The sequence below is a fragment of the Micromonospora sp. NPDC023956 genome, assembly GCF_040639195.1.
Taxonomy (GTDB): domain Bacteria; phylum Actinomycetota; class Actinomycetes; order Mycobacteriales; family Micromonosporaceae; genus Micromonospora.
In genome coordinates this window covers 14,650-39,129 of sequence record NZ_JBEZZN010000001.1, presented here as the reverse complement: position 1 = coordinate 39,129, position 24,480 = coordinate 14,650, and the positions used below count along the sequence as shown (strand labels likewise).

The 24,480-nt window shown below is 73.1% G+C and carries 14 protein-coding genes; 9 read left to right on the top strand and 5 right to left on the bottom strand.

Going from position 1 to position 24,480, the window contains the following annotated elements; all coding sequences use genetic code 11:
- Positions 1 to 21: 21 nt before the first annotated feature.
- Positions 22 to 594, bottom strand: coding sequence for a hypothetical protein (locus AB0F58_RS00125; RefSeq protein ID WP_357135641.1), 573 nt, complete (start codon positions 592 to 594; stop codon positions 22 to 24).
- Positions 591 to 1,835, bottom strand: a complete 1,245-nt coding sequence (locus AB0F58_RS00120; protein ID WP_357135639.1) for a hypothetical protein — start codon at positions 1,833 to 1,835, stop codon at positions 591 to 593. Before AB0F58_RS00120 ends, AB0F58_RS00125 begins: the two co-directional genes overlap by 4 nt.
- Positions 1,836 to 2,027: 192 nt before the next feature.
- Here AB0F58_RS00120 and AB0F58_RS00115 point away from each other — a divergent pair, with 192 nt between their 5' ends.
- From AB0F58_RS00115 to AB0F58_RS00095, 5 genes are all read left to right on the top strand, one after another.
- Positions 2,028 to 5,306, top strand: a complete 3,279-nt coding sequence (locus AB0F58_RS00115) for an amino acid adenylation domain-containing protein (RefSeq protein WP_357135636.1) — start codon at positions 2,028 to 2,030, stop codon at positions 5,304 to 5,306.
- Positions 5,296 to 8,091, top strand: a complete 2,796-nt coding sequence (locus AB0F58_RS00110; RefSeq protein ID WP_357135633.1) for a beta-ketoacyl synthase N-terminal-like domain-containing protein — start codon at positions 5,296 to 5,298, stop codon at positions 8,089 to 8,091. Before AB0F58_RS00115 ends, AB0F58_RS00110 begins: the two co-directional genes overlap by 11 nt.
- Before the next feature lie 8 nt (positions 8,092 to 8,099).
- Entirely contained in the window at positions 8,100 to 9,116 is a 1,017-nt protein-coding gene (locus tag AB0F58_RS00105; RefSeq protein WP_357135631.1) for an NAD-dependent epimerase/dehydratase family protein, read from the top strand.
- Positions 9,117 to 9,191: 75 nt separating this feature from the next.
- On the top strand, positions 9,192 to 10,349 hold the full coding sequence (locus AB0F58_RS00100; protein WP_357135628.1) for an acyl-CoA dehydrogenase family protein: 1,158 nt from the start codon (positions 9,192 to 9,194) through the stop codon (positions 10,347 to 10,349).
- Positions 10,350 to 10,368: 19 nt separating this feature from the next.
- On the top strand, positions 10,369 to 12,231 hold the full coding sequence (locus AB0F58_RS00095; RefSeq protein WP_357135625.1) for a non-ribosomal peptide synthetase: 1,863 nt from the start codon (positions 10,369 to 10,371) through the stop codon (positions 12,229 to 12,231).
- A gap of 6 nt (positions 12,232 to 12,237) precedes the next feature.
- On the opposite strand, the gene AB0F58_RS00090 is transcribed toward AB0F58_RS00095, so the two are convergent.
- On the bottom strand, positions 12,238 to 13,008 hold the full coding sequence (locus tag AB0F58_RS00090; protein WP_357135622.1) for a hypothetical protein: 771 nt from the start codon (positions 13,006 to 13,008) through the stop codon (positions 12,238 to 12,240).
- A 675-nt stretch (positions 13,009 to 13,683) separates the two neighbouring features.
- Between AB0F58_RS00090 and AB0F58_RS00085 the strand changes: the two genes are divergently transcribed.
- Both AB0F58_RS00085 and AB0F58_RS00080 read left to right on the top strand, forming a co-directional pair.
- Positions 13,684 to 15,972 (top strand): glycoside hydrolase family 3 N-terminal domain-containing protein, encoded by a 2,289-nt coding sequence (locus tag AB0F58_RS00085; protein WP_357135620.1) that lies wholly within the window; start codon positions 13,684 to 13,686, stop codon positions 15,970 to 15,972.
- A 280-nt stretch (positions 15,973 to 16,252) separates the two neighbouring features.
- Entirely contained in the window at positions 16,253 to 16,942 is a 690-nt protein-coding gene (locus AB0F58_RS00080; protein WP_357135617.1) for a hypothetical protein, read from the top strand.
- Positions 16,943 to 17,056: 114 nt separating this feature from the next.
- On the opposite strand, the gene AB0F58_RS00075 is transcribed toward AB0F58_RS00080, so the two are convergent.
- The gene (locus tag AB0F58_RS00075; protein WP_357135615.1) at positions 17,057 to 19,681 is read right to left on the bottom strand and encodes a LuxR C-terminal-related transcriptional regulator; all 2,625 of its coding nucleotides are present in this window, start codon (positions 19,679 to 19,681) and stop codon (positions 17,057 to 17,059) included.
- 218 nt (positions 19,682 to 19,899) lie between these two features.
- Between AB0F58_RS00075 and AB0F58_RS00070 the strand changes: the two genes are divergently transcribed.
- Both AB0F58_RS00070 and AB0F58_RS00065 read left to right on the top strand, forming a co-directional pair.
- A complete protein-coding gene (locus AB0F58_RS00070; protein WP_357135613.1) occupies positions 19,900 to 20,514 on the top strand; it encodes a hypothetical protein in 615 nt (204 codons plus the stop codon).
- Positions 20,515 to 20,888: 374 nt separating this feature from the next.
- Positions 20,889 to 22,754 (top strand): FHA domain-containing protein, encoded by a 1,866-nt coding sequence (locus AB0F58_RS00065; RefSeq protein WP_357135610.1) that lies wholly within the window; start codon positions 20,889 to 20,891, stop codon positions 22,752 to 22,754.
- Between the two features lie 69 nt (positions 22,755 to 22,823).
- Here the strand turns inward: AB0F58_RS00065 and AB0F58_RS00060 are convergent, their stop codons facing one another.
- Entirely contained in the window at positions 22,824 to 24,317 is a 1,494-nt protein-coding gene (locus AB0F58_RS00060; protein WP_357135607.1) for a serine/threonine-protein kinase, read from the bottom strand.
- Positions 24,318 to 24,480 lie beyond the last annotated feature (163 nt).

Sequence of the window (24,480 nt, the reverse complement as noted above, 5' to 3'; positions counted from 1 at the left end):
CCCGTGGTCCGGGTGCGTCGGTCACCGGGAGGCGTCCAGCGCGGCGCCGGCCACCAGGTGCAGCCGCAGGTCCCGGGCACCGTTGAGCGCGGTGTGTACCTCGGTGGTGTTGAGCAGGTACGCGTTGCCGTCGGTGGGCACCCGGAAGACCTCGTTGCGCTCGACGAACACGAACGCCGCGTGCTCGCTGCTCCGGATCGCCACGTGCAGCCGGGCGGTGTCGTCCCGGTGCACCGAGTAGCAGGTCCGCGCGGTCAGCGCCATCAGCCGGGTCCGGAAGACCGGGAACGGGAACCGCGCGACGACCTCCTCGAAGTAGGTGCCCTTCAGCTCGGGGTTGAGGTCCGCGTACTCGTGCTCGGGCGCGATGTCCTTCTCCTGGTAGCAGGACTCGTACCAGGGGTCCGCCGAGCCGGGCCGCACCTGGATGGCGAGCTGCTGGGTCTGGTCGAAGATCAGCGGCCGGTGGCGCACCAGCTCGTCGGCGGCGCGGGCGAGTTCGTCGACGTCGACGTCCAGGTCGACCCGACCGACCAGACCGGTGCCGGCCCCGCCCTCCCCGTCGGCCGAGACGATCCAGTTCACGTGGCTCATGCGGTCTCCTGCCATCCGTTCGCGTCGAAGATGTACTGCGGGGGCAGCGGGATCTGCCCGAACGTCCGGCCGTGGACCAGCGTGTACGACCCGAAGGAACTGACCGCCAGCCGGTCGCCCACCCTCGGCAGCCGACCGGTCGGGCGGTGCCGCTCGGTGCGCCGCAGCCGGTCGTTCTCGTAGAGCGCCGGTCCGTAGACGTCGCCGGCGAACTCCCAGGGCTCACCACCGTCGAGCACGTGGACCGTGGCGAAGGTCCACGGCGCCACGTTCCACGGGGACGCGGCGACGGTGACCGCGTGTCGGGCCGGGTCGACGTCCAGCACCTCGGTGACCAGGTACGCGCTGTCCAGCAAGAGCGCCGAACCGGGCTCCACCCAGCACCGCGGGCGTCTGCCGAGCGTCCCGGCCGCCTCGTCGAACACCTCGCCGACCCGCTTGAACGCCTCCGGCAGCGCCGACGGGTTCCGGGACAGCGCCAGGAAACCGCCGCCCAGGTTGATCTCACGGACCTCGGGGAACGCGGCGGCCAGCAGCACGCCCAGCCGGGCCCGGTACTCCAGGCTGCGCGCCACGTCGGCGGAGAGCGCCTCCCCGGTGTGCACCCGGATCCGCTCCACCGTCAACGGCGAGCGCGCGACCCGCTCCAGCCCGGCCCGGTCCAGCTCGATGCCGAACCGGCTCACCACGTCGAACGTCGACGGGTGCCGCAGCCGTTCGGGCAGCCGTACCCGGGCGCGGAAGCCGACCGGCTCGACGGTGCCGCGCTCCTCCACCTGGGCGAACTGGAGGGGTGACTGGATGTCCAGCAGCACCCCGTCGCGGAGCAGGCGGTCCAGGTCCGGCGGGCGGAACGCCGGGCCGGTCGCGGTGACCGTCCCGAAGCCCACCGACCGGGCCAGCGCCACCTCGCCCGGCGACTGCGCGTCGGCGAGCAGGCCCATCCGCGCCAGGATCGCCAGGACGGTCCGGTTGGCGCAGGCCTTGAGCCCGACGGCGAGCCCGATGCCGTGCTCGGCCAGCGTCTGCCGGACGAACCCCACGTGCCGGCGTACGGTCGCGGCGTCCCACAGCACGAAGGAGGGTTCCGGCACCGCCAGCGCGGTGGCGACGAGGGTCGGGTCCAGCGACCCGCCCGGTGGCACGAAGACCGCGTCCCGGGGCGCGGCGACCGGCCACCCGTCGGCCTCGTCCCGGAGGCTGCGGAGCCGGTCCGCCAGCTCGTCCCAGACCGTCGTCACGTCGGCGAACCTCCCTCGGCCCTGGTGAGTCGGAAACGTAACCGAGCCCGACGGCGGCAGGGGCCTGTCACCTGTCAGGGACCGCTGCCGGGCACCGCTGGTTACGGTCGGTCGGCGGACCCGCCCGCCGTGGTCGCCGTGTCCGCTGAGCACCGGAGTGCCTCTGCCGAACCGAGAAGACGAAGGTGTGACATGGGCCAGGAAGGTCTGTTCGACCTCGCACCCTCCCAGGAGATCGTCTGGGTCCACGAGAGACTGTCCCCGGGTAGCCGTGCCTACAACTTCACCGCGTTCGTCGTCGTGCGTGGCGACCTCGACCCGGAGGCGGTGCACGAGGCGCTGGGCCACGTGCTCGACCACCACGACGGGCTGCGCCTGGAGCTGGCCGACACGCCGGACGCCCGGCCCGCGCAGCGGGTGCGCGCCCGGTGCCGGCCCCGCTTCCGCACCCTGGACATCTCCGGGGAGCCCGACGTCGACGCGGCGTTCGACGAGGTCGTCCGGGTCGAGGCCACGACGGGCTTCGACACGTACGAGGCCCCGCTGGTCCGCTGGTGCCTGGTGCGGACCGGTGCGCGGGAGCACCGCCTGATCCACGTCGAGCACCACCTGATCCACGACGGCCGGTCCTTCCTGATCCTGGCCGGCGACCTGTTCCGCGCCTACCGGTCCCTCGTCGCCGGTGCACCGGTCGAGCTGCCGGCGACCGTCTCCTACACCGACCACCTGCGCCGGGTGGCCGCCGTGTCGCCCGGCGACCGCGCGGAGAGCCTGGCCTTCTGGCACCGCGAACTGGCGGACGCCACGTTCGAGGCGACCCTGCCCGGCCTCGCCCGGCCCGGCGCGGTCCGCCGCAACCACGGCGCCCAGCACCGGCAGCGGTTCGCCCCGGAGGTGGCCGACCGGATCCGGGCCCGCAGTGCCGAGAGCGGACACACCGTCTACACCACGATGCTCGGCCTCTTCGCCGAACTCGTCCGCCGGCACTGCGGCCAGGACGACCTCGTCGTCGGCACCGCCGTCGGCAACCGCTACGACGCCGTCGACACGTCGGTCGGCATGTTCGTCAACACCATCCCGCTGCGGCTGCGGCTGTCCGGGGAAACCCCGGTGGACGACATGCTCTCGGACGTCACCGAAACCCTGATCCGGGCCATCCCGCACCAGGACGTGCCGATCCAGCAGCTCACCCGGGAGGTCGGCCGGCACACCAGCGGGGTGGAGAACCCGCTGTTCAACATCGCCTTCAGCGGCGTCGACGACACCGTGCCGGACGTCCGGGTGCCCGGCCTGGACGTGGTGCTCTCCGAGGGCCACAACTTCGGGACCACCCGCTTCGACCTCGACCTGGTCTTCATCCCGGACGCCCGGCGCGTCGTCGGGCCCCGGGTCGGTCCGGCGGCGCTCGACCTGCACTGGGACTACGACGCCGACCTGTTCTCCGCCGAGACGGTCCGGCTGCTCGCCGACCGGCTCGCCGCGCTGGTCGAGGCGTACCTCGACGCGCCGCCGACGGCCCCGGTCGCGTCGCTCGCCCCGGCCCCGGTGCCGGATCCCGTCGGCGACGTCGCCGGGGGAGCGGAGCATCCCGTCGTCTCCGGTGAGGTGCTGCCCCCGGGCCGGGACCCCGAGGCGGTCGCCGTGGTGAGCGGAGCCCGCACCCTCACCTACCGGGACCTCGACGTCCGGGTGCGCCGCGTCGCGACCGCGCTGACCGCCGCCGGCGTGCTGGCCGGGCAGCCGGTGGCCGTGCTGCTGCCCCGGGGCCCGGACGTGGTGGTCGCGCTGCTGGCCTGCGCACGGGTCGGTGCGGTGTACTGCCCGATGTCCGTCGCCGACCCGGCCGACCGGCTCCACCTGTTGCTCGACCGGCTGCGTCCGGCGCTGGCGCTCACCGACGCGGCCACCGCCGGTCGGCTGCCCGCCGTCCCGGCGCCCCTCGCCGTGCTCGACGGCGACCGGTGGCCGGCGGCCGGGCCGGCGGCGACCCTCGACGACGTCGCCTACGTCATCCACACCTCCGGCTCCACCGGTGTGCCGAAGCCGGTGGCGGTGGGTCGGGCCGCCCTGTCCCACCTGGTCGACGCGATCGTCGGGCGCTACGCGCTGACGGCGGACGACCGGGTACTGACGTTCACCCAGCCGCATTTCGACGTCGCCCTGGAGGAGATCCTGCCGACCCTGGCGGTCGGCGCCCGCCTGGTGGTCCCGCAGAGCGAGGTCCTGGGCGGACCGGAGCTGGTCGCCGTGTCGGCCGCGCGCCGGGTGACCGTGGCGAACCTGCCGACGAGCTACGTCCGCACCGTCGCGCCGGACCTCGCCTCGGCGTGGCGCGACGGGCGCTGGCGGCCCCGGCTGCTGGTCGTCGGCGGCGAGGCCGTCACCGGCGAGTCGCTGCGGGACCTGGTGTCGACCGGCACGACCACCGTCCTGAACGCCTACGGCGTCACCGAGGCGACGGTCACCTCGACCGTGCACGAGGTGACCGGGGACGACCTGGCCAGCACGGCGACCGTACCGCTCGGCACCGACCTGCCCGGCACCCGCACGTACGTGGTGGACCGGTCCGGACGGCCGCTGCCGGACGGCGCGGTCGGCGAGATCGCCGTCGCCGGGGTGGGCCTCGCCCGGGGCTACCTGCACGACGAGGCGGCCACCGCCGGGGCCTTCCGGCACGTCGACGCCCTCGGCGGGCAGCGGGTGTACCGCACCGGCGACCGTGGCTACCGCGACACCGCGGGCCGGCTGCACTTCGCCGGTCGCCTCGACGACCAGGTCAAGTTCCGGGGCTACCGGATCGAACCGGGCGAGATCCGGTCGGTGCTGGTGGAGCACCCGGGGGTCCGCGACGCGTACGTGCTGCTGACCACCGGGCCGGACGGACAGGCGCAGCTCGTCGCCTACGTCGAACCCGGGCCGGACGGCGACGCGCCGGAACACGGACAGCTGCGGGCCTTCCTCGCCGGCCGGCTGCCCGAGCACCTGGTCCCCTCGGCCTTCGTGCCGGTGCCGAAGCTGCCGCGCACCCCGGTCGGCAAGGTCCGCCGGGACGACCTCCCGCCGGTGGTGGCCACCGTGACCCGGCAGGACGTCCCGCTCGCCTCCGACCGGGAGGAACGGATCGCCCGGATCTGGCGGGAGGTCCTCGGCGTCGACCGGGTCGGCCGGACCGACAACTTCTTCGACCTCGGCGGGCACTCCCTGCTGCTGCTGCGGGTCCACGCGCGGCTCGTCCGCGAACTCCGGGCTGACCTGCCGGTGGTGACGCTGTTCCGCTATCCCACCGTCGAGGCGATCGCCACCCACCTGGCCGGGGAGGGCGGCGAATCGTCCGGGCGGCCCGACCCCGGGCCGGCCCGGTCGGCCGGACGGGACCGGCTCTCCCGCGCGCGGGCCCGCCGGGGCGGCACCGACGCGGGACCCCACGAAGTCGTACCGCTGGACGAGAACGGACGCAGCCGTGAACCCTGACAGCAACCTGATCGCAGTCGTCGGCATGGCCGGGCGGTTCCCGGGGGCGGCGAACCTCGACGAGTTCTGGCGCAACCTCAGCGGCGGCGAGGAGTCCGTCACCCGCTTCCCGGCCCGCCAGTCCGGCGGGCACACGTACACCCCGGGCCGGGGCATCCTCGACGGGGCGGACCGCTTCGACGCGGGGTTCTTCGGCTTCACGCCCCGTGAGGCCACGATGCTGGACCCCCAGCACCGGCTGCTCCTGGAGTGTGCGTGGGAGGCGCTGGAGGACGCCGGCTACGACCCGGCCGGCTGCCCCTGGCCGGTCGGCGTGTACGCCGGCAGCTCGCAGTCGTCGTACGAGCGCCACGTGCGGGAGCACCTGACCGTCGACGACTGGGCGGTGCGGCTGGCCAACTCGATGGACCTGCTGACCGCCCGGGTCGCCTACAAGCTCGGCCTGACCGGCCCGGCGGTCACCGTCCAGACCGGCTGTTCCACCTCGCTGGTGGCGATCCACCTGGCCGCCCAGGCGCTGCTCGCCGGGGACTGCGAGGCGGCCCTGGCCGGTGGGGTGTCCGCCGTCGTGCCGAACGCCCTCGTGCCGTGGAGCAAGGGCGGCCCGGTGTCCCGGGACGGTCACGTGCGCGCCTTCGACGAGGCGGGCAGCGGCTTCGTCAGCGGCGAGGGGGTCGGGGTGGTCGTGCTGCGCCGCCTGGAGGACGCGCTGCGCGACGGTGACCACGTCCATGCCGTCGTCCGGGGCTCGGCGGTCAACAACGACGGTGCCGCGAAGGTCGGCTTCACCGCGCCCGGGGTCGACGGGCAGACCGAGGTGGTCCGGGCGGCCCTGGCGGTGGCCGGGGTGGGCGCGGACACGATCAGCTACGTCGAGGCCCACGGCACCGGCACCCCGCTGGGGGACCCGATCGAGGTGGAGGCGCTGACCAACGCCTTCCGGAGCAGCACCGACGCACGGGGGTTCTGCCGGATCGGCTCGGTCAAGACGAACATCGGCCACGCCGACACGGCGGCCGGCGTCGCCGGGTTCATCAAGACCGTGCTCGCCCTGCGGCACCGGCGGATCCCGCCGAGCCTGCACTTCCGCGAGCCGAACCGCAAGATCGACTTTGCGGCGGGCCCGTTCGTCGTGAACACCACGCTCAGCGACTGGGCGCCGCGCGCCGGGGTCCGGCGGGCCGGGGTCAGCGGGATGGGGATCGGCGGGACGAACGCCCACGTGGTGGTCGAGGAGGCCCCGACGCCGACGACCGCGCCGACCGACCGGCCGTGGCACCTGCTGACCGTCTCGGCCCGCAGCGCCGGGGCGCTCGACACCGCCGCCGCCCGGGTGGCGCGGGCGGTGGCCGACCGGTCCGGCGCCGACCTCGCCGACGCCGCCTGGACCCTCCAGCAGAGCCGCGCCGGGCACCCGTACCGCCGGTTCGCGGTGTGCGCCTCGGGCGCGCAGGCGACCGCCCTGACCGACCCCGGGTCCGCCGCCGGTCGGACCGGCACGGTCGCCGGTGACGTGGTACACCTCTTCGCCGATCGGGATCCGGCGCACCCGCCGGTGGACGAGCTGTACGCGCACGAACCGGTTTTCCGGGCCACGGTCGACGACTGCGTCCGCGCGGCTCCCGCCGGACTCGCCGGGGACCTGGGCGGGGCCGTCCTCCACCGGGAACCCTCCGCCGACCCGGCGGTCGAGGCGTGCGTGACCTTCGTCGTCCAGTACGCGCTCGCCGCGCTCTGGCGGCACTGGGGCGTGGAACCCGTCGCGGTGGCCGGGCACGGTACCGGGGCGTACACCGCCGCGTGCGTGGCCGGGGTGCTCCGCCCCGACGAGGCCCTGCCGCTGGTGGCGCAGCGGGCCCGGGTCCGGCGCGACGGCGCGGCCGGTGGCACCGCGCGGGCCGACCTGGAGGCCCTCGCGCGCCGGGTGCCCGCCCGCCGCCCCGCGCTGCCGTGGGTGTCCGACCTGACCGGCGGCTGGATGGACACCCGGCAGGCCGTCGACCCGACCGGCCACTGGGCGACGCACGCCGGGTCCGACGGCTCCTTCGACGCCGCGCTCGACACGCTGCTCGACTGGCGTGCGCTGACGCTGCTGGAGGTGGGACGGGGTACCACCGTGGCGGACCGGCTCGCCGCGCGCGCCGACGCGGTGCGCCGGCACACCGTGCTGGCGTCCGTGCCGGGGCACGGGTCGACGTACGCGGCGGTCCTCACCACCCTCGGACAGCTCTGGGCCGCCGGGCTGGACCCGCAGTGGCGCCTGTACGAGGGAGAGCGGCGCGGCCGGGTGCCGCTGCCGACCTACCCCTTCGAACGGCGCTCCCACCTGCCGGAGCCCGCCCCCGCCCCCGCCCCCGCGCCGGCTCCGGCCGCCGGGACCGCTGCGGCCACCGTGTCCGCCCCCACCGCGTCCGCCCCCACCGGGGGTGGCCGCCCCGAGGTCGCCTGGCCCGCGCTGGCCGACAGCACTCCCACCGCGCCGACGGCCACCGTTTCCCCCGCCCCGGCCACCGCCGGTGCCGTGGCCGACGAGGCGGTCCTGACCACCGTGCGGGCCCTCTTCGTCGAGCTCTTCGGGGTGCCGGAGGTCGGACCGGACGACAACTTCTTCGACCTGGGGGGCGACTCGCTGCTGGCGATCGAACTGGCCGCCCGGATCAACGAGACCTACGAGCTGGACCTGCCGTTGCGCAGCGTGTACGCCGCCCCGGTGGTGGCCGAGCTGGCGGATTCGGTGCGGGCGGCCCTGGCCGCCGAGGGACGCACGGCGGGCGACGGCGGCTGATGGCGGGCATGCGGATCCTGGTCCTGGGCGGCACCTCCTTCGTCGGTCGGGCGATCGTCGCCGACGCCCTCGCCGGTGGCCACGCGGTGACGACCCTCAACCGGGGCCGGACCGGCCCGGATGTTCCCGGCGTCGAGGCGGTCCGGGGGGACCGGGGTCACGACGGCGGACTCGGCGCGCTGCACGGACGGTCCTTCGACGCGGTCGTCGACCCGTCCGGGTTGGTCCCGGCGGACGTGCTGCGGACCGCCCGGCTCCTGGCCCCCGGCACCGGCTTCTACGCCTTCGTCTCTAGCGTCTCCGTCTACCCGGACTGGAAGTCCGTCCCGGTCCACGAGGGGTCGCCGTGTCACGCGGGTGAACCGGACGAGGAGGGCGACCCCGCCGACCACCGCCGGTACGGGCCCCGCAAGGTCGGCTGCGAGCAGGCCGTGCACCTGGTCTACCCGAGGGACCGGGCGCTGATCGTCCGGCCGGGCACGATCGTCGGACCGCACGACAACATCGGCCAGGCGCTGTGGTGGCTGGACCGGATCAGCCGGGGCGGGCCCGTCCTCGCCCCCGGGGAGCCGTCCCGCCCCCTCCAGTTGCTGGACGTCCGCGACCTCGCCCGGTTCGTCGTCGACCGGGTCGAGAACTGGGCCAGCGGCGTCTTCAACACCGTCCCGGACGGACCGAACACCACCATGGGGGCGTGGCTGGCGCACGCGGTGGCGGCCACCGGCAGCGACGCCGAGCTGGTCTGGGCCGCCGAGGAGATGCTGCTCGCCCGGGAGGTGCTGCCCTGGTGGGAGCTGCCGCTGTGGCTGCCGGACCGTCCGGAGAACCGGGCCGCCTGGGACACCTCCGGAGCGGCAGCGGCGGACGCCGGCCTCACCTGCCGGCCGGTCGGCGAGACGGTGGCGGACACCTGGCGGTGGATGGCGTCGGGTGGGCGTCCCACCCCCATGCCGGGTCTGCCGCCCGTCGGCATGGGCGAGTTCCGGGAACGCCGCCTCCTGCAGTCCGTCCTGGCCGGCCGGTGAGGACGCCATGAGCCCGGATCCGGCGGCCGGTGCGGACGCCATGAGCCGGGACACGACGATCGGGGTGGTGCGGCCGTGACCGAGCCGGCAGCGGTCTTCGAGGACGAGTACCGGGAACTGCTCGACTCCTTCGGCAGCTTCGTGCGCCGGGAGCTGGAGCCGCTGGCCGCCGAACTCGGCGAGGGCGGACATCCCTCGCCCGACCTCTGTGCCTACGTCCGGCAGCGCTCGGCCCAGCTCGGCTTCTACGCCGGTGACTACCCCGAGTCGCTGGGCGGCAGCGGAATGCCGTTCAGCGCGGTGGTGGCCCTGCACCACGTGGCCGGCCGTACCGGCTGCCGGCTGGCACCGTACGCCCTGGCCGGATCGGAGGGGCCGAGCCCGCTGCTGCTGGCCGGCACCGAGGCGCAGGTCAAGCGGTACCTCGAACCCCTGGTGCGCGGGCAGCGCACCCGGTGCCTGGCGCTGACCGAGCCGGACGCCGGCTCGGACGCCTTCCGGCTGACCACCACCGCGCGACGGGTCGACGGCGGTTGGGTGATCTCCGGCCGGAAGACGTTCGTCAGCAACGCCCACGCCGACCTGGTGCTCGTCGTCGCCGCCGTGGACACGTCGGCGGGGCACCGGCGGCCCGCGGTGTTCCTGCTCGAACAGGGCCATCCGGGGATGCGGCTGGGGCAGCGCTACGAGGGCATGTCCGGCGAGGTGCTGCACGAACTGGTGCTGGACGCCGCCGAGGTGCCCGACGACGCGCTGCTTGGCGACCCCACCGACCCGGACGCGCTCGGTGCCAGCATCGGCAGCCTGTCCCGGGGCCGGCTGATGGTCGCCGCGCAGTGCAACGGCATCGCCGAGTACGCGCTGTCCCTCGGGGTGGAGTACGCCCGGCACCGCCGGGCCTTCGGCCGGCCGATCGGCGACTACCAGCACGTGCAGGAGCACCTGGTGACCAGCCGCGCGGAACTGGAGGCGTCGAAGGTGCTCACCCTCGCCTGCGCCCGGCTCGTCGACTCGGGCGTGGAGCCGCCGGAGAACGCCGCGCTGGCGAAGCTCACCGCGTCCACCATGGCCGTCCGGGTGGTGGACCGGGCGTTGCAGGTCCACGGGGCCACCGGCTGGGTCCGGGGTCATCCGCTGGAGTTCCTGTACCGGCAGGTCCGGACCATGACCATCATCGAGGGCACGACCGAGATCCAGAAAGTGATCATCGCGGGGGCGATGGGTCTTGGCTGAGCCAGGGAAGGGGTACGGCGTGCGGAACGACACCGTGGTCGGTGGCGACATGGCGTGGAGCATCGCATCCGGCGGTCCGCTGCCGCCGCCACCTGTCGAGGGGACGGAGGTCGACGACTGGCTGCGACACTGGACCGACCGGGGCACCGGGGAGGCCGTACGCGACGGCGACCGACGGTTGACGTACGCGGAGCTGGGCGCGCTCGCCGACCGGACGGCGGACGCGGTGCGGGGCCGGGTGCGACCGGGGGACGTGGTCGGCGTACGCCTGGACCGGTCGGTCGAGCTGGTGGCGACCGCCCTGGCGATCGTCCGTCTCGGGGCGGTGTACCTGCCGCTCGGGCCGGGCTGCCCGGAGCAGCGCCTCGACCTGGTGCGACGGACCGTCCGGGTGCCGTGCGTGGTGGACCGGGCCGCGGTGCGCTCCGCGGACCGGGCGGACGCGACGTCCCCGGACCGGATCGCGCTTCCCGCCGCCGGCGGGCCGGTGGGGGAGCCCACGGTGGCGGTGTTCCCGCCGGTGCCGCCGGAGGCCGCGCCGGTGCCCGCCGGCACCTGCTACGTCGTCCTGACCTCCGGCACGTCGGGTGCCCCCCGCGCCGTCGCCGTCGGACGGGGGTCGCTGGCGGCGCTCGTGCGGTGGTACCACGACTACGTGGGGCTGGGGCCGGGGGAGCGGCACAGCCTGCTGGTCAACCCGGCGTTCGACCCGCACGTGATGGAGCTGTTCGCCACCCTGTGCGCGGGGGCGACCCTGTCCGTCACGCCCGCCGAGGCGTGTCGGGACCCGCACCTGCTGACCCGGTGGTGGGCCCGGGACGGGGTGACGGTGAGCAACCTCCCCACCCCGGTCGCCGATCTGGTGCTGGCCCGGCCGTGGCCGGCGGACCTGCGACTGCGGCACCTGGGGGTCGGCGGGGAGCGGCTGCGCCGGTGGCCGGGGCCGGAGGTGACCGCGACGGTGCACAACATGTACGGCCCGGCCGAGGCGACCGTGACGACGGTGGTGTGCCGGCTGACCGACCGCCCGGACCGGGACCGACGGCCACCGATCGGCCGTCCGGTCGCCGGCGCGGTGGTCTGCGTCACCGATCCGGCGGGGCGTACGGTCGTCCGCGGCGAACCCGGCGAGCTGCGCATCGGCGGTGACGGGTTGGCGTTGGCCTGCTTCGGTGACCGGGGCGGTCCCCCCTTCGTGTCCCCGCCACCGGAACTGCCCGGTCTCGACCGGGTCTACCCGACCGGCGACCGGGTCCGGATGGGCGCCGACGGGGTGCTGGAGTTCCTCGGCCGGGTCGACGACCAGGTGAAGGTGAGCGGGGTGCGGGTCGAACCGGCGGAGGTGGAGGCGGCACTCGAACGTGATCCCGACGTGGTCCGGGCGGCCGTGGTGGCGACGTCGTCCCGCGCGGGCACCCGCCTGACCGCCTTCGCGCAACCCCGGCCGGGGGGCCGGATCGACGCCGACGCGGTGCTCGCCCGGGTCCGGGGCTGGCTGCCCGAGCAGGCCGTGCCCGCCGTCCTGCGGGTCGTCGGGGCGATACCGGTGACCGCGAACGGCAAGACCGACCGGGCGGCCCTGCGTGACCTGGTACCGGCGGCGGCGTCGCCCTCGGACGCCGAGGACCTCACCGACCGGCAGCGACTCGTCCTGCGGGTGTGTCGGGACCTGCTGGACCGGCCGGAGACCACCCTGGACGACCGCTTCGTCGACATCGGCGGCAACTCCCTGATGGTCGCGCGCCTGCTGGTCGCGCTGGAGAATGCCACCGGCACCCGGCTGCGGGCCGCCGCGTTGATGCGGCAACCCGACCTGGCGGGCATCGCCGCCCTGCTGGACGGGGCACCGGTGGCGACCTCCCCGGGGGTGGTCGACGGGTAGCCCGCCTCAGCCCACGTGCGCCCAACGCCCACCGGGTTGGCCCGTCCACTCCCGGCGGCCGGGCAGGAGGTTGAGGTGCTCCTCCCGGACCAGGTCGTAGCGGAGCGCGAAGGCGACCAGCGCCTCACGTTTGGAGTGCATCCGGCCGCCGTTCGACGACATCGACTCCTCGTCGATTGGCAACTTGCACTGCCGCAGATAGTCGATGTGATAGTTGATGCTGCTGCGGTTCACATTTGCGAACCCGGGTGCCGGTCGCAGCCGTTCGATGACCTGCTGCACCGACGGCACGGCCGCCGTCGAGGACCCGCGCAGGCGGGGTTCACAGAGCGCGACCAGCACCAGGAAGTACTTGGTCTGTTCATCGAGTACCGGCAGTGGAATTTGCGAAGCAGCACCGGACATCGGTGAGTCGAGAAATGTCGGCGGCGAGGCGAACACCCGGAGTTCGAGCAGTCCGCCGGCCGACGGAACGAGCACTCTCGACATCTCGAACGGCACCACCGCGTCCAGTCGCCGGGGTGCCACCTTGATTAACTCGGTTCCGCCCTCGAGGTTTTCCACCACGAACGTCGTGTTGCTCGTCAGATTCGACAGCGACCAGCAGTGCGGCAGTGCGCGGACGGCGCCGATGGCGTTCGGCGGGTACGGATCCACCGCCACGGTTCGCGCCGAGCGCCCGAACCAGAACACGTTTCCCGCCGGCAGTTCGGTCTTCGTGCTGGTCGTCCGCCTGCCCTCGGTCGAGCAGGCCCGGGTTGCCGACCAGTCGATCACGATCCCCTCCGGGTGCGTGGGCACACTCGGAGGCATACCGGCCACCGGAGGGAGAGACGTCTCTGTCTTCACGTTCACCTCGCCGTCTTACCTGGGGCTGCCGAAGGCCAGCCGTGCTATTCCGTCCATCGAATACGAAGCAGCTCGACCCTTCTGTGTCGATCGTCGTGGCCACGGCCGATGTCACCGGACGAGGCGACGCGTCCCTGCGTCGCGCCGCCTCATCCGGCCGGCCGTCATCCGACATCCGTGATCTTCTCCGCGGTGCGACGGGCAGTGCCGAACCACGCATGATCACGAATGCCGTGCGACAACGTACCGTCGCACATCAATACCTTAACGCTCCTGAGCGGCTTTTTGGTACTGGAAGTTCCGTAATGGACAAGGTGCCTGGTCATCGGCTTTTCCTCAGCGGTCGATCTCCTTTACCGAAGGCGGTCGGGGTTGGTGTTCCATGCGTGACCAGCCGGAATGCAATTGACCATCGTCTTTGTGCTGGAAGGGGGGTGGCGAGGTGCCGCCAGGAGCGCCCGGACGGCGTCGGCGACGGGCGCGGTTGCCGGGGACGGCGTCCCGGTCCACAGTCGGAGGGTGCCGAACGGGGCTTTGCCGACGACCAGTCGTTCCCGGCCCCACCGCGATCGCGACGCCCCCGGCGTCCGGGAAGGAACACGCGTGCCCACAGCGCCGTACCGCGACCCCGCCCTGCCGGTCGCCGACCGCGTCACCGACCTGCTCGCCCGCATGACCGTGCCGGAGAAGGTCGGCCAGATGCTCCAGCTGTCGGCCCAGGACGGGGTACGTGACCTGGTGGAGCGGATGCACGTGGGGTCCATCCTGCACGCCGCTCCCGAACGGGTGGTCGAGGCGGTCGACCTGGCCGCCCGCACCCGGTTGGGCATCCCGCTGCTGGTCGCCGAGGACTGCATCCACGGCCACTCGTTCTGGGCCGGCGCGACCATCTACCCCACCCAGCTCGGCATGGCCGCCACCTGGGACCCGACCCTGGCGGAGCGGGTCGCCCGTGCCACCGCCGTCGAGGCCGCCGCGACCGGGGTGCACTGGACCTTCTCCCCGGTGCTCTGCATCGCCCGGGACCTGCGCTGGGGACGGGTCGACGAGACGTTCGGCGAGGACCCCTTCCTGATCGGCGAGTTCGCCTCGGCCATGGTGCGCGGCTACCAGGGCTCCGGCCTGACCGATCCGACGGCGGTCCTGGCCTGCGCGAAGCACTTCGCCGGATACTCCGAGACCCAGGGCGGCCGGGACGCCAGCGAGGCCGACATCTCCCGCCGCAAGCTGCGGTCCTGGTTCCTCCCGCCGTTCGAGCGGGTCGCCCGGGAGGGCTGCCGGACGTTCATGCTCGGCTACCAGTCCATCGACGGTGTGCCGGTCACGGTGAACGACTGGCTGCTCGACGAGGTCCTGCGCGGCGAGTGGGGCTACACCGGCACGCTGGTCACCGACTGGGACAACGTCGGCCGGATGGTCTGGGAACAGCGCATCCACCCCGACCACGCCGAGGCCTCGGCGGCCGCGGTGCGGGCCGGCAACGACATGGTGATGACCACCCCGGGCTTCTTCCAGGGGGCGCAGGAGGCGATCGCGCGTGGGTTGCTCGACGAGACCGACCTCGACCGGGCGGTCACCCGCATCCTCACCCTCAAGTTCGAGTTGGGGCTCTTCGAGGACCCGCGCCGGCCGGACCCGGGCCGCCAGGCGCAGGTGATCGGCAGCGCCCCGCACGCCGCGCTCAACCTGGAGGTCGCCCGCCGCAGCCTGGTGCTGCTGCGCAACGACGGTACGCTGCCGCTGGCCGGCGGGCTGACCGCCGCCGACGACGGCCGCGCCGTCGCCGGGGACGACCCCACGCCCCGCCGGATCGCCGTGGTCGGCCCGAACGCCGACGACCCGCACACCCAGCTCGGTGACTGGGCCGGTGCCTCCGGACAGGCCGACTGGCTGCCCGACGGGCACCCCCGCGAGATGACCCAGACGGTCCTGGACGGGTTGCGCGCGCACGTGCCGGCGGACTGGACGGTCACCCACGCCCGGGGTGCGGACATCCTGACCCTCGGACCCGATCCCGCCGGCGAGTTCTTCCCCGACGGGCAGCCCCGACCGCCCGTCGTCGTCCCCGCCGCCCCCGAGGAACGGCTGATCGCCGAGGCGGTCGAGGCGGCACGGCACGCCGACTACGTGGTCGCGGTCGTCGGGGACCGCATCGAACTGGTCGGCGAGGGCAAGTCGACCGCCACCCTGGAACTGGTCGGCGGCCAGGTGGCCCTGCTCGACGCGCTCGCCGCCACCGGGCGGCCCCTGGTCGTCGTCCTGATCGCGTCCAAGCCCCTGGTGCTGCCGCCCTCCGCGCTCTCCGCCGCCGCCGTGGTCTTCGCCGCCAACCCGGGTATGCGGGGCGGTCGCGCGATCGCCGAACTGCTGCTCGGGCTGACCGAACCGGAGGGCCGGCTGCCGATCTCCTTCGCCCGGCACGCCGGCCAGCAGCCCACCTACTACAACCAGGTCCGGGGCCAGCACGGCACCCGGTACGCCGACCTCACCCAGCGCCCGGCGTTCGCCTTCGGCGAGGGCCTGAGCTACACCACGGTCGAGTACGCCGACCTGCGCGTGCTGACCCCGACGGTCACCGCCCGGGACACCCTGCGGGCCCGGGTCGAGGTCCGCAACACCGGGCGACGGCCGGTCCGGGAGACCGTGCAGGTGTACGTCAGCGACACGGTCACCTCGGTCACCTGGGCGGAGAAGGAACTGAAGGGGTACCGGCAGGTGTCCCTCGCCCCCGGCGAGGCGCGCACGGTCGAGCTGGACCTGCCCGTGGCGAGCTGCACGCTGGTCGACGCGCACGGTGCGCGGGTCGTCGAGCCGGGTGCGTTCGAGCTGCTCGTCGGGGCGTCCTCGCGGGACGAGCACCTGCTGCGGGCCGGCTTCACCGTGGTGACCTGACGCGCGGCTGACCGGTCAGTCGACCGCCGACGGCTGATCTCCGCAGGTCAGCCACCAGGGGTGACGGATCGGCCGAGGCTGCTCCTGATGTTCGGCCCGGCAGGCCTGCCGAACCGGCGGGAGAGCCACTGTGGACAACTAGGTCATACTCCACGGTCGGGATCTCCTGGCGGATCCCGCGCCACAGCACGACCCATGGCGACGTCAGTGCGGCAGCTGCCGTTCGCGACTCCGTCGGATGGGGTAGCCGTGGAAGGTGACGACCCAAGGAGTTCACGGCATGGCAGCAGGTGCGCCCGACGAACCGGTTCCGGCAGTATCAGCAGGTGGGCAACGGGTCCTCGACCTTCTGGACAAGGCGATCGACCTCCAGAGCCCACTGGTGCGCAAGAACATCGCCCGCGCCCGTCAGCGGAACCCGGAGGCGACCCCCGCCGAGGTGATCCGGAACCTGGAGCGGATGTACGTCAGCGCCCTGGCCGGGACGGGTGCTGCGGTCGGCGGAGCCGCCGCCGCGCCCGGCGTCGGCACGGGGGTGGCACTGGCGCTGTCGGCCGGCGAGGCGCTCTCCTCCCTCGAGCTGAGCGCCCTCTTCGTGCTCTCGGTCGCCGAGGTCCACGGAGTCCCCATCGACGAGATCGAGCGTCGCCGGACGATCGTGATGGGAATCCTGCTCGGCGGGAGCGGCTCCACCACCATCACCAAGGTCGCCGAACGTACCGGGCAACACTGGGGACGTCAGATCGTCGCCAAGGTGCCCATCGAGACGCTGCGTCAGATCAACCGGATCCTGGGCAGGAACTTCGTCACGAAGTACGGGACCAAGCAGGGAGTCATCGTTCTGGGCCGGGTGGCACCGTTCGGTATCGGCGCGCTGATCGGTGGCGGTGCCAACGCTGCGGTCGCCGCGCTGACCGTGAAGGCCAGTCGTCACGCGTTCGGCCCGCCCCCGACGTCGTGGGACGACTGAGGCGCAGCACAGGGAACTCGGTCGGCTGCCTCTCGGTGCCGTGCGGCCTCCGCCCGGTTGGTACCTCGCCCAGACCTGCCGGCGATCGGGCGACGCCGCTTCCGGTCGAACCGGTCAGCACCGGCGGGCCAGGAGCCGGGTGAGGCTGGCCCGGTTCGTCACTCCGAGCTTGTGGTAGACACGCCACAGGTGGCTGTCCACCGTACGGACGCTCAGCCCCAGGTCGGCGGCAACCTGGCTGTTGGTCATTCCGGTGCTGACCAACGCCGCGATCTCGGACTCGCGTGCGGTGAGCTGGTGCAGCGCGGCCGTCGCCAGCGGCCGGGTGGCGTCGAGGCCCCGCCGGGCCACCGCGACGTAATCCGCCAGTCGAGGCGACCCACACGCGTCAGCCAGCCCGGCGACGCGGTCAAGGTGGCCCGGAACGCCGTCAGCTACTCGATTGTCGATACAGGCGTTGGCGATGACGAGGCCGGTGAGGGCCGCGTCGAGCTTGGCATCGCGGGCCTCGAACTGGGCGAGGGCCGCCGTACCGGTCTCCGCCGCCCCGCGGGGATTCCCGTGTAGGCCGTGGGCGCGGGCCTCGGCCCGACCGGCGTATCCCAGACACAGCGGGGACGGCCGTCGCCCGGCATGACGTCTGGCGCGTCGTGCATACCCGTCGGCAGCGCCCGGCTCGCCGCCGGTCCCGTGCTCCGCGTAGGCGAGCAGTTCCCACTGTCGGGACCGACGCCATGCCGGCAGGCGGGGCAGGTCCCGTCCACCCGCTGCGCGGAGCGTCAGGTGGATGCCACGCTCGGGCTCGCCCGCGTGCACCAACGCCTCGGCCGCCATGGCGCGGACCACCACGGCGAACGTGGTGTCGAGCCCATCGCAGACCCGCACGGCCTCGTCCGCCGCGGCCACCGCTTCGGCAGTGTCGGCACCGGCCCGAAGCCACACCAGGGCGTTCGCGCGCAGCCCGGCGACCAGCGCCTGACTCGGCCGGTCGTCGCTGATCCGGGCCAGGTGCGCCGCCTCGTCCAGGGTTTCCAAGCCGCGCGCGAGTCGCCCGAGCCGAAGCTGGATGTCTCCGAGGGTCTTCAACATCGCGGGAAGGACGTGCGACTGCCCGCTGCTACGGCACAGCGTCACCCCGCGCTCGAGATGGCGCTCGGCGTCACCGATACGCTCCATGATCGCCTCGACCCGGGCCAGCTTGTACAGGCAGGAAAGGTCACGCAGCAGCACCATGTCGGACGTCGCGTCGGCCCGCTGAGCTGCCCGCCCGACAGCGGGCTCGGCGTTGCCCGGCTTGTCGTCGGAGTACCGCGCCAACGCCGTCAGGCTCAACGCGATGATCTCGCCTGCCGGATCGCTACTGCGGCGCGCGTGCCGGGTGGCGGCGGTCGCCTGCCGCGCCGCGCGGTCGAGGTGTAGCGCCTCCAGCGCGTTCTCGGCCAGCTCACGCCGTAGCCGGCTCATGATCCGGTCTCCGTTGGGGAGTGCCGTCAGCGCAGCCGCCGCGGTACGGGCGAACGCGTCCGCCTCCCGGAAGTTACCCAGCTGCCGCTCCACCTCACTGGACAGGACCAGCGCGGTCGCCCTGACCTGACGGTCCGGAACCGGCTCCCGGGCAAGCAGCGTGTGCAGCGCCTCCCGGCCGGCCCGTGGCTGCCCGGCGAGCAGCCGGGCACGGGCCAGCAGGAGGTGCGCCTCGTACCACCGGCCGTCGGACTCGGGGATCAGGGTCAGCGCGACGGTCAGCCAGCCGATCGCCGCGTCGGGATGAGCGTCTGTCGCCTCACGGGCCGCCACCAGCAACGTGTCGACGTGCGCGGGCTCCGCCGGGTCGGCTGCCCGTGCGACGTGGTACGCGCGCGCCGCCATCGGCCCACCCCGCCGACCCAGTTCCGCCCCGATCCGCGCATGTACCGCGCGGCGCTGACTGACCGGTATGAGGGCGTAGACCACGTCGGCGAGCACCGGATGTCGGAAGGCGAGCCGTGGTGCCGGCTCGGCCGGTCGGATCAGATCCCGTGCGACCAGTGTGTCGAGGGCGGCGAGCGTCTCGTCGGAACCGGCCGCCGCGACCGCGACCAGCAGGTCGGGCGAGAACGGATCGCGGAGCGCCGACGCCAGCTGGGCCACTCGCAGGTCGGTCGGCGACAGGTGCGCGAGCTCGTCGGAGAACACGGCGGCGGCATCGGAGGTGTCCGGCGATCCGGCGGCCAGCATTCGCATGTATGCCGGATTGCCGTGCCCGTCGCGGTGGATGGTGGCCAGATCGGGGCGGTCGCCGAGTATCTGTCGGGTGTCGGCGAGCGAGAGCGCGCCGATCGGGTACGTCCGCAGTGCTCGCGAGGACGTCGCCCGGAAGACCACAGCAGCCGCCTCCAGCGGAAGTTGCCGGGGACGGTAGGCGGCGATCAGCAGGACGGGCGCGCAGACCGTGAGCTCAAGTAGGCGGTCGAGGACGGGCGCAAGACAGCCGGGCAGCCGGTGCAGGTCGTCAAGGACGAGGAGTGCGGCGGTGCGGGCTGACAACTCGGTCAGCCCGTCCGGCAGGCGCCGCCACCACTCCGACGGTGCGGGCGCGTCGGAGCGCCGGTCGCCGGGCGCGCCCTTGGGCGCCGACACCACGCAGAGGTCGCGAGCCTTCGCGTACGCGAGCGACGCGGTCAGCAGAGTGGTCTTGCCGATCCCCGGCTCCCCGATGATGACGGCGGCACCGCCCCTGCCGGCTTGGAGGCTGTCCACCAGACATTCGAGATCGCGACCGCATTCCGTACGACCGATCACCGCGCTCGGCCGAGCCACTGCAACCGACGACATGCTCGTGCCTCCGCGCAGCGGTTAGGTAGATCGTTCTAGGTAGCTCTACTGATGCCTCGGAGGGTCGAGTGCTGACATCATAACGGCCGTGCCGGCCGGCGCGAAGGGGCAACAATTCTGTCAATCGCGTGAGGAGTGTCGATATGATCTTCAAGAGGCGGCCGAAGGATCGCGGACGGGACGGGGCGAGAATCCCGCGACCTACCCGACTCAAAGCCTATTCCACCGTGGTCGGCCTGGCTGTCGCATCGCTGGTCGTGGTCACGCCCGCCGCCGCGCAGGCAGGGGCCATCGTGGCCTGCCCGACCGACCTCCAGTACTGGAACCGCTACGGCTCCGTGTGGGAAGCTCACCGCTATCGGATCGTCTCATCGACGCCAGTCTTTCTCGCCAGCGACGGTCGCGCCGTGAGCAATGGCCTGACGTATCCGGTCTCGGCGACCGTGACCGCTACCCAGACACGGACGCACCAGGTCACCACGTCGGTCGGCGTGGCTACCCAGCTCACCGAACAGCTCACGATCAATGTCAGCACCCAGATCGTGCAGATTCGTAGCACGGCGGTCGGAGTGTCCACCACCTTCGAGGTGCAGCCGAACCAGACGGTCTACGCGGACTACGGGGTGCACGCCTACCAGGTTTCCTACTACGTCGAGAAATGGCGCGCCAGAGGTTCGATGTGCGAGGAGTGGGGCTACTATCCGTCAACGGTGACCGCGCCCACCTACGTCGAGGGGTGGCAGCTCCGGCTCGGCTGAGCCCCGGCCGCACCCCGCACCACCGTGCCGACCTCATCCGAGCGCACCGCGATCAGCGTCGATCCCGGTGGCAGCGCCTCGACCCGAGCCAACAGGTCAGCGTCCCCGACGAGGTTGCCCTGGTCCAGCCGATCCGCCTGTCTCGATCCACCGCCCGCAGGTCCGGATCGACGTGTCCGGCAAGCGATTTTCCGTGTCGGCAACCCGATCCGAATGAGCCTGCGGGCCGACTTACCCGGTGCGGGTGAGGTGGTTAGAGTGCACATGCTCTCCAGAGGATCATGGCTTTCACCCCTCGTGATCCGGCCTCTGCCGTGAGCCCGTGACCTCGTCGACGCCCCCAGAAAGGCCCGGACCGAGTGGTACCTGAGATCGTGGGGCGCAAAGGGCCCCTTGCCGGGCGGAGGATTCCGGTCGGCGACACCCGGTTCACCTTCGGCCGCCTGAGCGACAACGACGTGGTGATCTCCAGCAGTGGAGTCTCCCGTTCCCACGCGGAGGTGGTGCGCGAGGAGCGCGGCTACGTGCTGTACGACCGGGGCAGCCGCAACGGCACGCTGGTCAACGGGCGGCGGATCAGCGCGCACGTCCTCCAGCACGGCGACCTGATCACCATCACCGACGAGACGTTCTGTTTCGAGGTGGCGGCCGATGTGACCACGATGATCTCCGACCTCACCCTCTTCCAACCCGCCACCGAGCCGGCCGTGGTCGTCGACCCGGGTCCCGTCCTACGGGTCACCGTCTCGGGTGGTGGACCGGTCGGGCTGAGCCTGGCCCTGCTCCTCGAACGTCTCCTCGGGCACCGGGTGGCCGTCACCGTGTACGACAGCCGCTGGATCCAGGACGGCTCGCGGGTCGTGTGGAAGAACGAGGCACAGGGCAACACCCGGCGGCAACAGGTCGTGACCGTCCAGAGTCGCCAGTACCTGAACCTCCCCGAGGAGGTGCAGGATCGGCTCTTCGTCTCCGGGGCGTACTCGGAGATGTGGCCGACCGGTCCCGACTCGATCCGTGGCTACGGCCCGCGCAACATCCGGATCGCCTACATCGAGGACAGGCTCCTGGAGTTGGCGAACGAGAAGTCCGAGCGGATCCGGCTGGTGGCCGCCCGGTTCGACGCGGCCGAGCAGCACGAGACGGTCGCCCGGGAGCACGTGCTCGCGATCTGCGACGGCGCGCGATCCCGTACCCGAGAGCACTTCACCACCAGGTTCGGCGTCGCCGACAGTTCGATCTACTCGGTGGACGGCCGGCACCTCCAGGACGTCGTCCTGGGCCTGCGGGTGAAGTCCGACCTGCCGGACGCGATGAGTGTCCTGCTGACCGTGGCCCAGAACCGCTTCCTGCTCAACTCCCTCGGCGGTGAGGGCTTCCTGAACATGCGCCTCACCGACGCCGAAGCGGCCGAGGTCGTGGGGCTGGACCCGGTCCGTCGTGAGTTCAAGGACTGCATCGCCTCCCGACCCTGCCTGATGGCCCGGGAGGACGACGGCGACTTCCAGTGCTCCACCCACGGCACGCTGTTCCTGCCCGCCCTGCTGCGCGGTTCGCCGCTGTGGCGACGGGTGACGGAGGGCCTGGCGTTCTTCGGCGTCGCGCCGGAGAATCTCAGCGCCGTCACCGCGTTCCGCCTGGACATGGTGCAGCGCCCACGCTTCACCGCCCGGCTGTACGCCCCGACGTCGACCACCCCGGGCACCTACGGCTTCCTGATCGGCGACGCCGCCAACTCGATCCACTTCTGGCCGGGCCGGGGGCTCAACAGCGGGCTGGCGTCGGCCATCTCCCTGGCCCGGTCGCTCGCCAGCGGCTGGAACGGCCGGCCCTTCCGGGACGCCGACTTCGTCCGCCACGAGGCGGCGATGTCGATGCTCCAGTACCGGCACAAGAGCCGCGCGTGGAACGCGATGGTGACCACCGACGAGCAGGGTGCCAACCGCGCCATCAAGGACGTGATCGCCGACGTGATCGCCGAGGGCGGTGGGGCGGCGGACGGTCCGGACCGCGAAGCGGACCTCGATGCGTTGATGGAGCGGATGCGCGAGATCCGCGCCCGGCTGTCGTCCCGCCTCACCGGCCTGCCCGACGACCAGGTCCTCCTGGACCACCTGCGGACGCTCAAGGGCGAGACCGTACGGACCCTGCTGGCCAGCGGCGCCTGGGACACGCTGACCGTCGGTGGGGAAGAGGTCGACATCGACATCTTCTACCGGCAGGAGCTGCCCGTCCCGGCCTGATCCGGTGTGGGCTGCACCCGCTGCTCCGCCGCCGGGGAGGTGGACCACCTCTCTGGCTCCGGCCACCCGTCAGGCCGGCCGGAACGCGGCGCCCGTCGTGCTGCCGGTCTCCGGGCGGGCCAGGCAGTGCACCAGCCAACCCTGGTCGGCGGGGAGTTCCATCGGCCAGGCGTCACGTACCCAGCCCCGGGTGTCGTCCGGCACCGCGCTGCGCGCCGTCAGGATCGATGCCGAGCAGGCCGTCCCGATCACGTCGTGGGTGAGCAGTTCGTCCTGCGGCAGGTCCACCGCGTCGTCCGGGCGCCGGATCGCGGCGAACGTCTCCCAGGAGTGCTCGCCGGCACAGTCCGCCTTCCGGGGTGGCATCGCGGTCCCGCTGATGCTGACCAGACCACCCCAGCACAGTGGGGTGGTCGGGCAGAACGCCGTGGCGCAGGCCGCGAACCCGGCCGGCACGGCCGGTGCGGCCGAGGGCGTGGCGTTCTGCCGGAGCGGGCCGGCGTCGGCCGGTGACCCGGTGCCGTCGTCGCCGATCGCCTGCCAGGCTACGACCCCGCCGGCCAGCACGAGGGCGACCGTCCCGGCCACCACCGCCCACCGCCGCCGCGTCGACCGTCCCGGGGCGGGGTCGGTCGGCCCCGGTGGAGGAACGGTGGCCGGCGCGCCCGCGACCGGCAGTGGCGAAACCGGTGCCGGCCCGGCCGGCAGCGGTGGGGCGGCGACCGGAGGGAGCGTGGGCGGGTGGGCCACCGCACCGGACGACCAGCGGGCGGCAGCGGCCAGCGCGGCGGCGGACGGCCAGCGGTCCGCCGGCTCGGTGGCCAGGGCCCGTTCGACGACGGCCCGCACCGGCTGCGGTACGTCGTCACCGAGGGCCCGGGGGACCGCCTGTACCCGTTGCAGGGCGATCGCGTACGGGTTGTCGCCGGTGAACGGACGCTGCCCGGACAGACACTCGTAGGCGGCGAGACCGAGCGAGTAGACGTCACTGAGCGCGGTGGCCGGCCGACCGAGCACCTGTTCCGGCGAGAGATAGGTCGGCGTGCCGAGAACCGCGCCGGACGCGGTCAGCAGGGACGCGTCGTGCCGGCGCGAGATGCCGAAGTCGGTGATCAGCAGCGACCCGTTGGGCCGGACCAGGAGGTTGGCCGGCTTGACGTCCCGGTGCACGATGCCGCACTCGTGGACCGCCTGGAGCCCGTCCGCGGCCTGAGCGACCAGGTGCATGGTGTCGGCGGGGGAGAGCCGGCCCCGCCGGGCCAGCAGGTCGGACAGCGACTGCCCGTCGATGAACTCCATCACCAGGAAGGTCAGCCCGTCGCTGTGCCCGTAGTCGTGGATCGACGCCACGGCGGGATGGTTCACGCTCGCCATCGCCTTCGCCTCGACCAGGAACCGGCGGGCGAAGTCCGGGTCGTTCGCCACGTCCGGCAGCATGGCCTTGACCGCGACCGTCCGGCCGAGCAGCACGTCGACCGCCCGCCACACCTCGCCCATGCCACCGGCGCCGATCCGGGCGTCGAGCCGGTACCGGTCGCCGAGTCGCAGGCCAGGGCGCAGCATCGCTCTCCACCGTCCGTATGTCGCATCGTCCTGACGGCGGGCCGACCGTCGCGACATGATGCCACAGCGCAAGCGACCCACCGTCCTCACCACCCCGTCGCGACGACGCGGCCGGCGGTGCGGGTCACCCTCCGGCGGGCCTCGTCCATGATCCGCACGCGGA

Excerpts from the sequence above, each read along its gene's own strand:
- AB0F58_RS00125 (WP_357135641.1), bottom strand. The coding sequence starts at position 594 with ATGAGCCACGTGAACTGGATCGTCTCGGCCGACGGGGAGGGCGGGGCC.
- AB0F58_RS00115 (WP_357135636.1), top strand. The coding sequence starts at position 2,028 with ATGGGCCAGGAAGGTCTGTTCGACCTCGCACCCTCCCAGGAGATCGTC.
- AB0F58_RS00105 (WP_357135631.1), top strand. The coding sequence starts at position 8,100 with ATGCGGATCCTGGTCCTGGGCGGCACCTCCTTCGTCGGTCGGGCGATC.
- AB0F58_RS00080 (WP_357135617.1), top strand. The coding sequence starts at position 16,253 with ATGGCAGCAGGTGCGCCCGACGAACCGGTTCCGGCAGTATCAGCAGGT.
- AB0F58_RS00070 (WP_357135613.1), top strand. The coding sequence starts at position 19,900 with ATGATCTTCAAGAGGCGGCCGAAGGATCGCGGACGGGACGGGGCGAGA.
- AB0F58_RS00060 (WP_357135607.1), bottom strand. The coding sequence starts at position 24,317 with ATGCTGCGCCCTGGCCTGCGACTCGGCGACCGGTACCGGCTCGACGCC.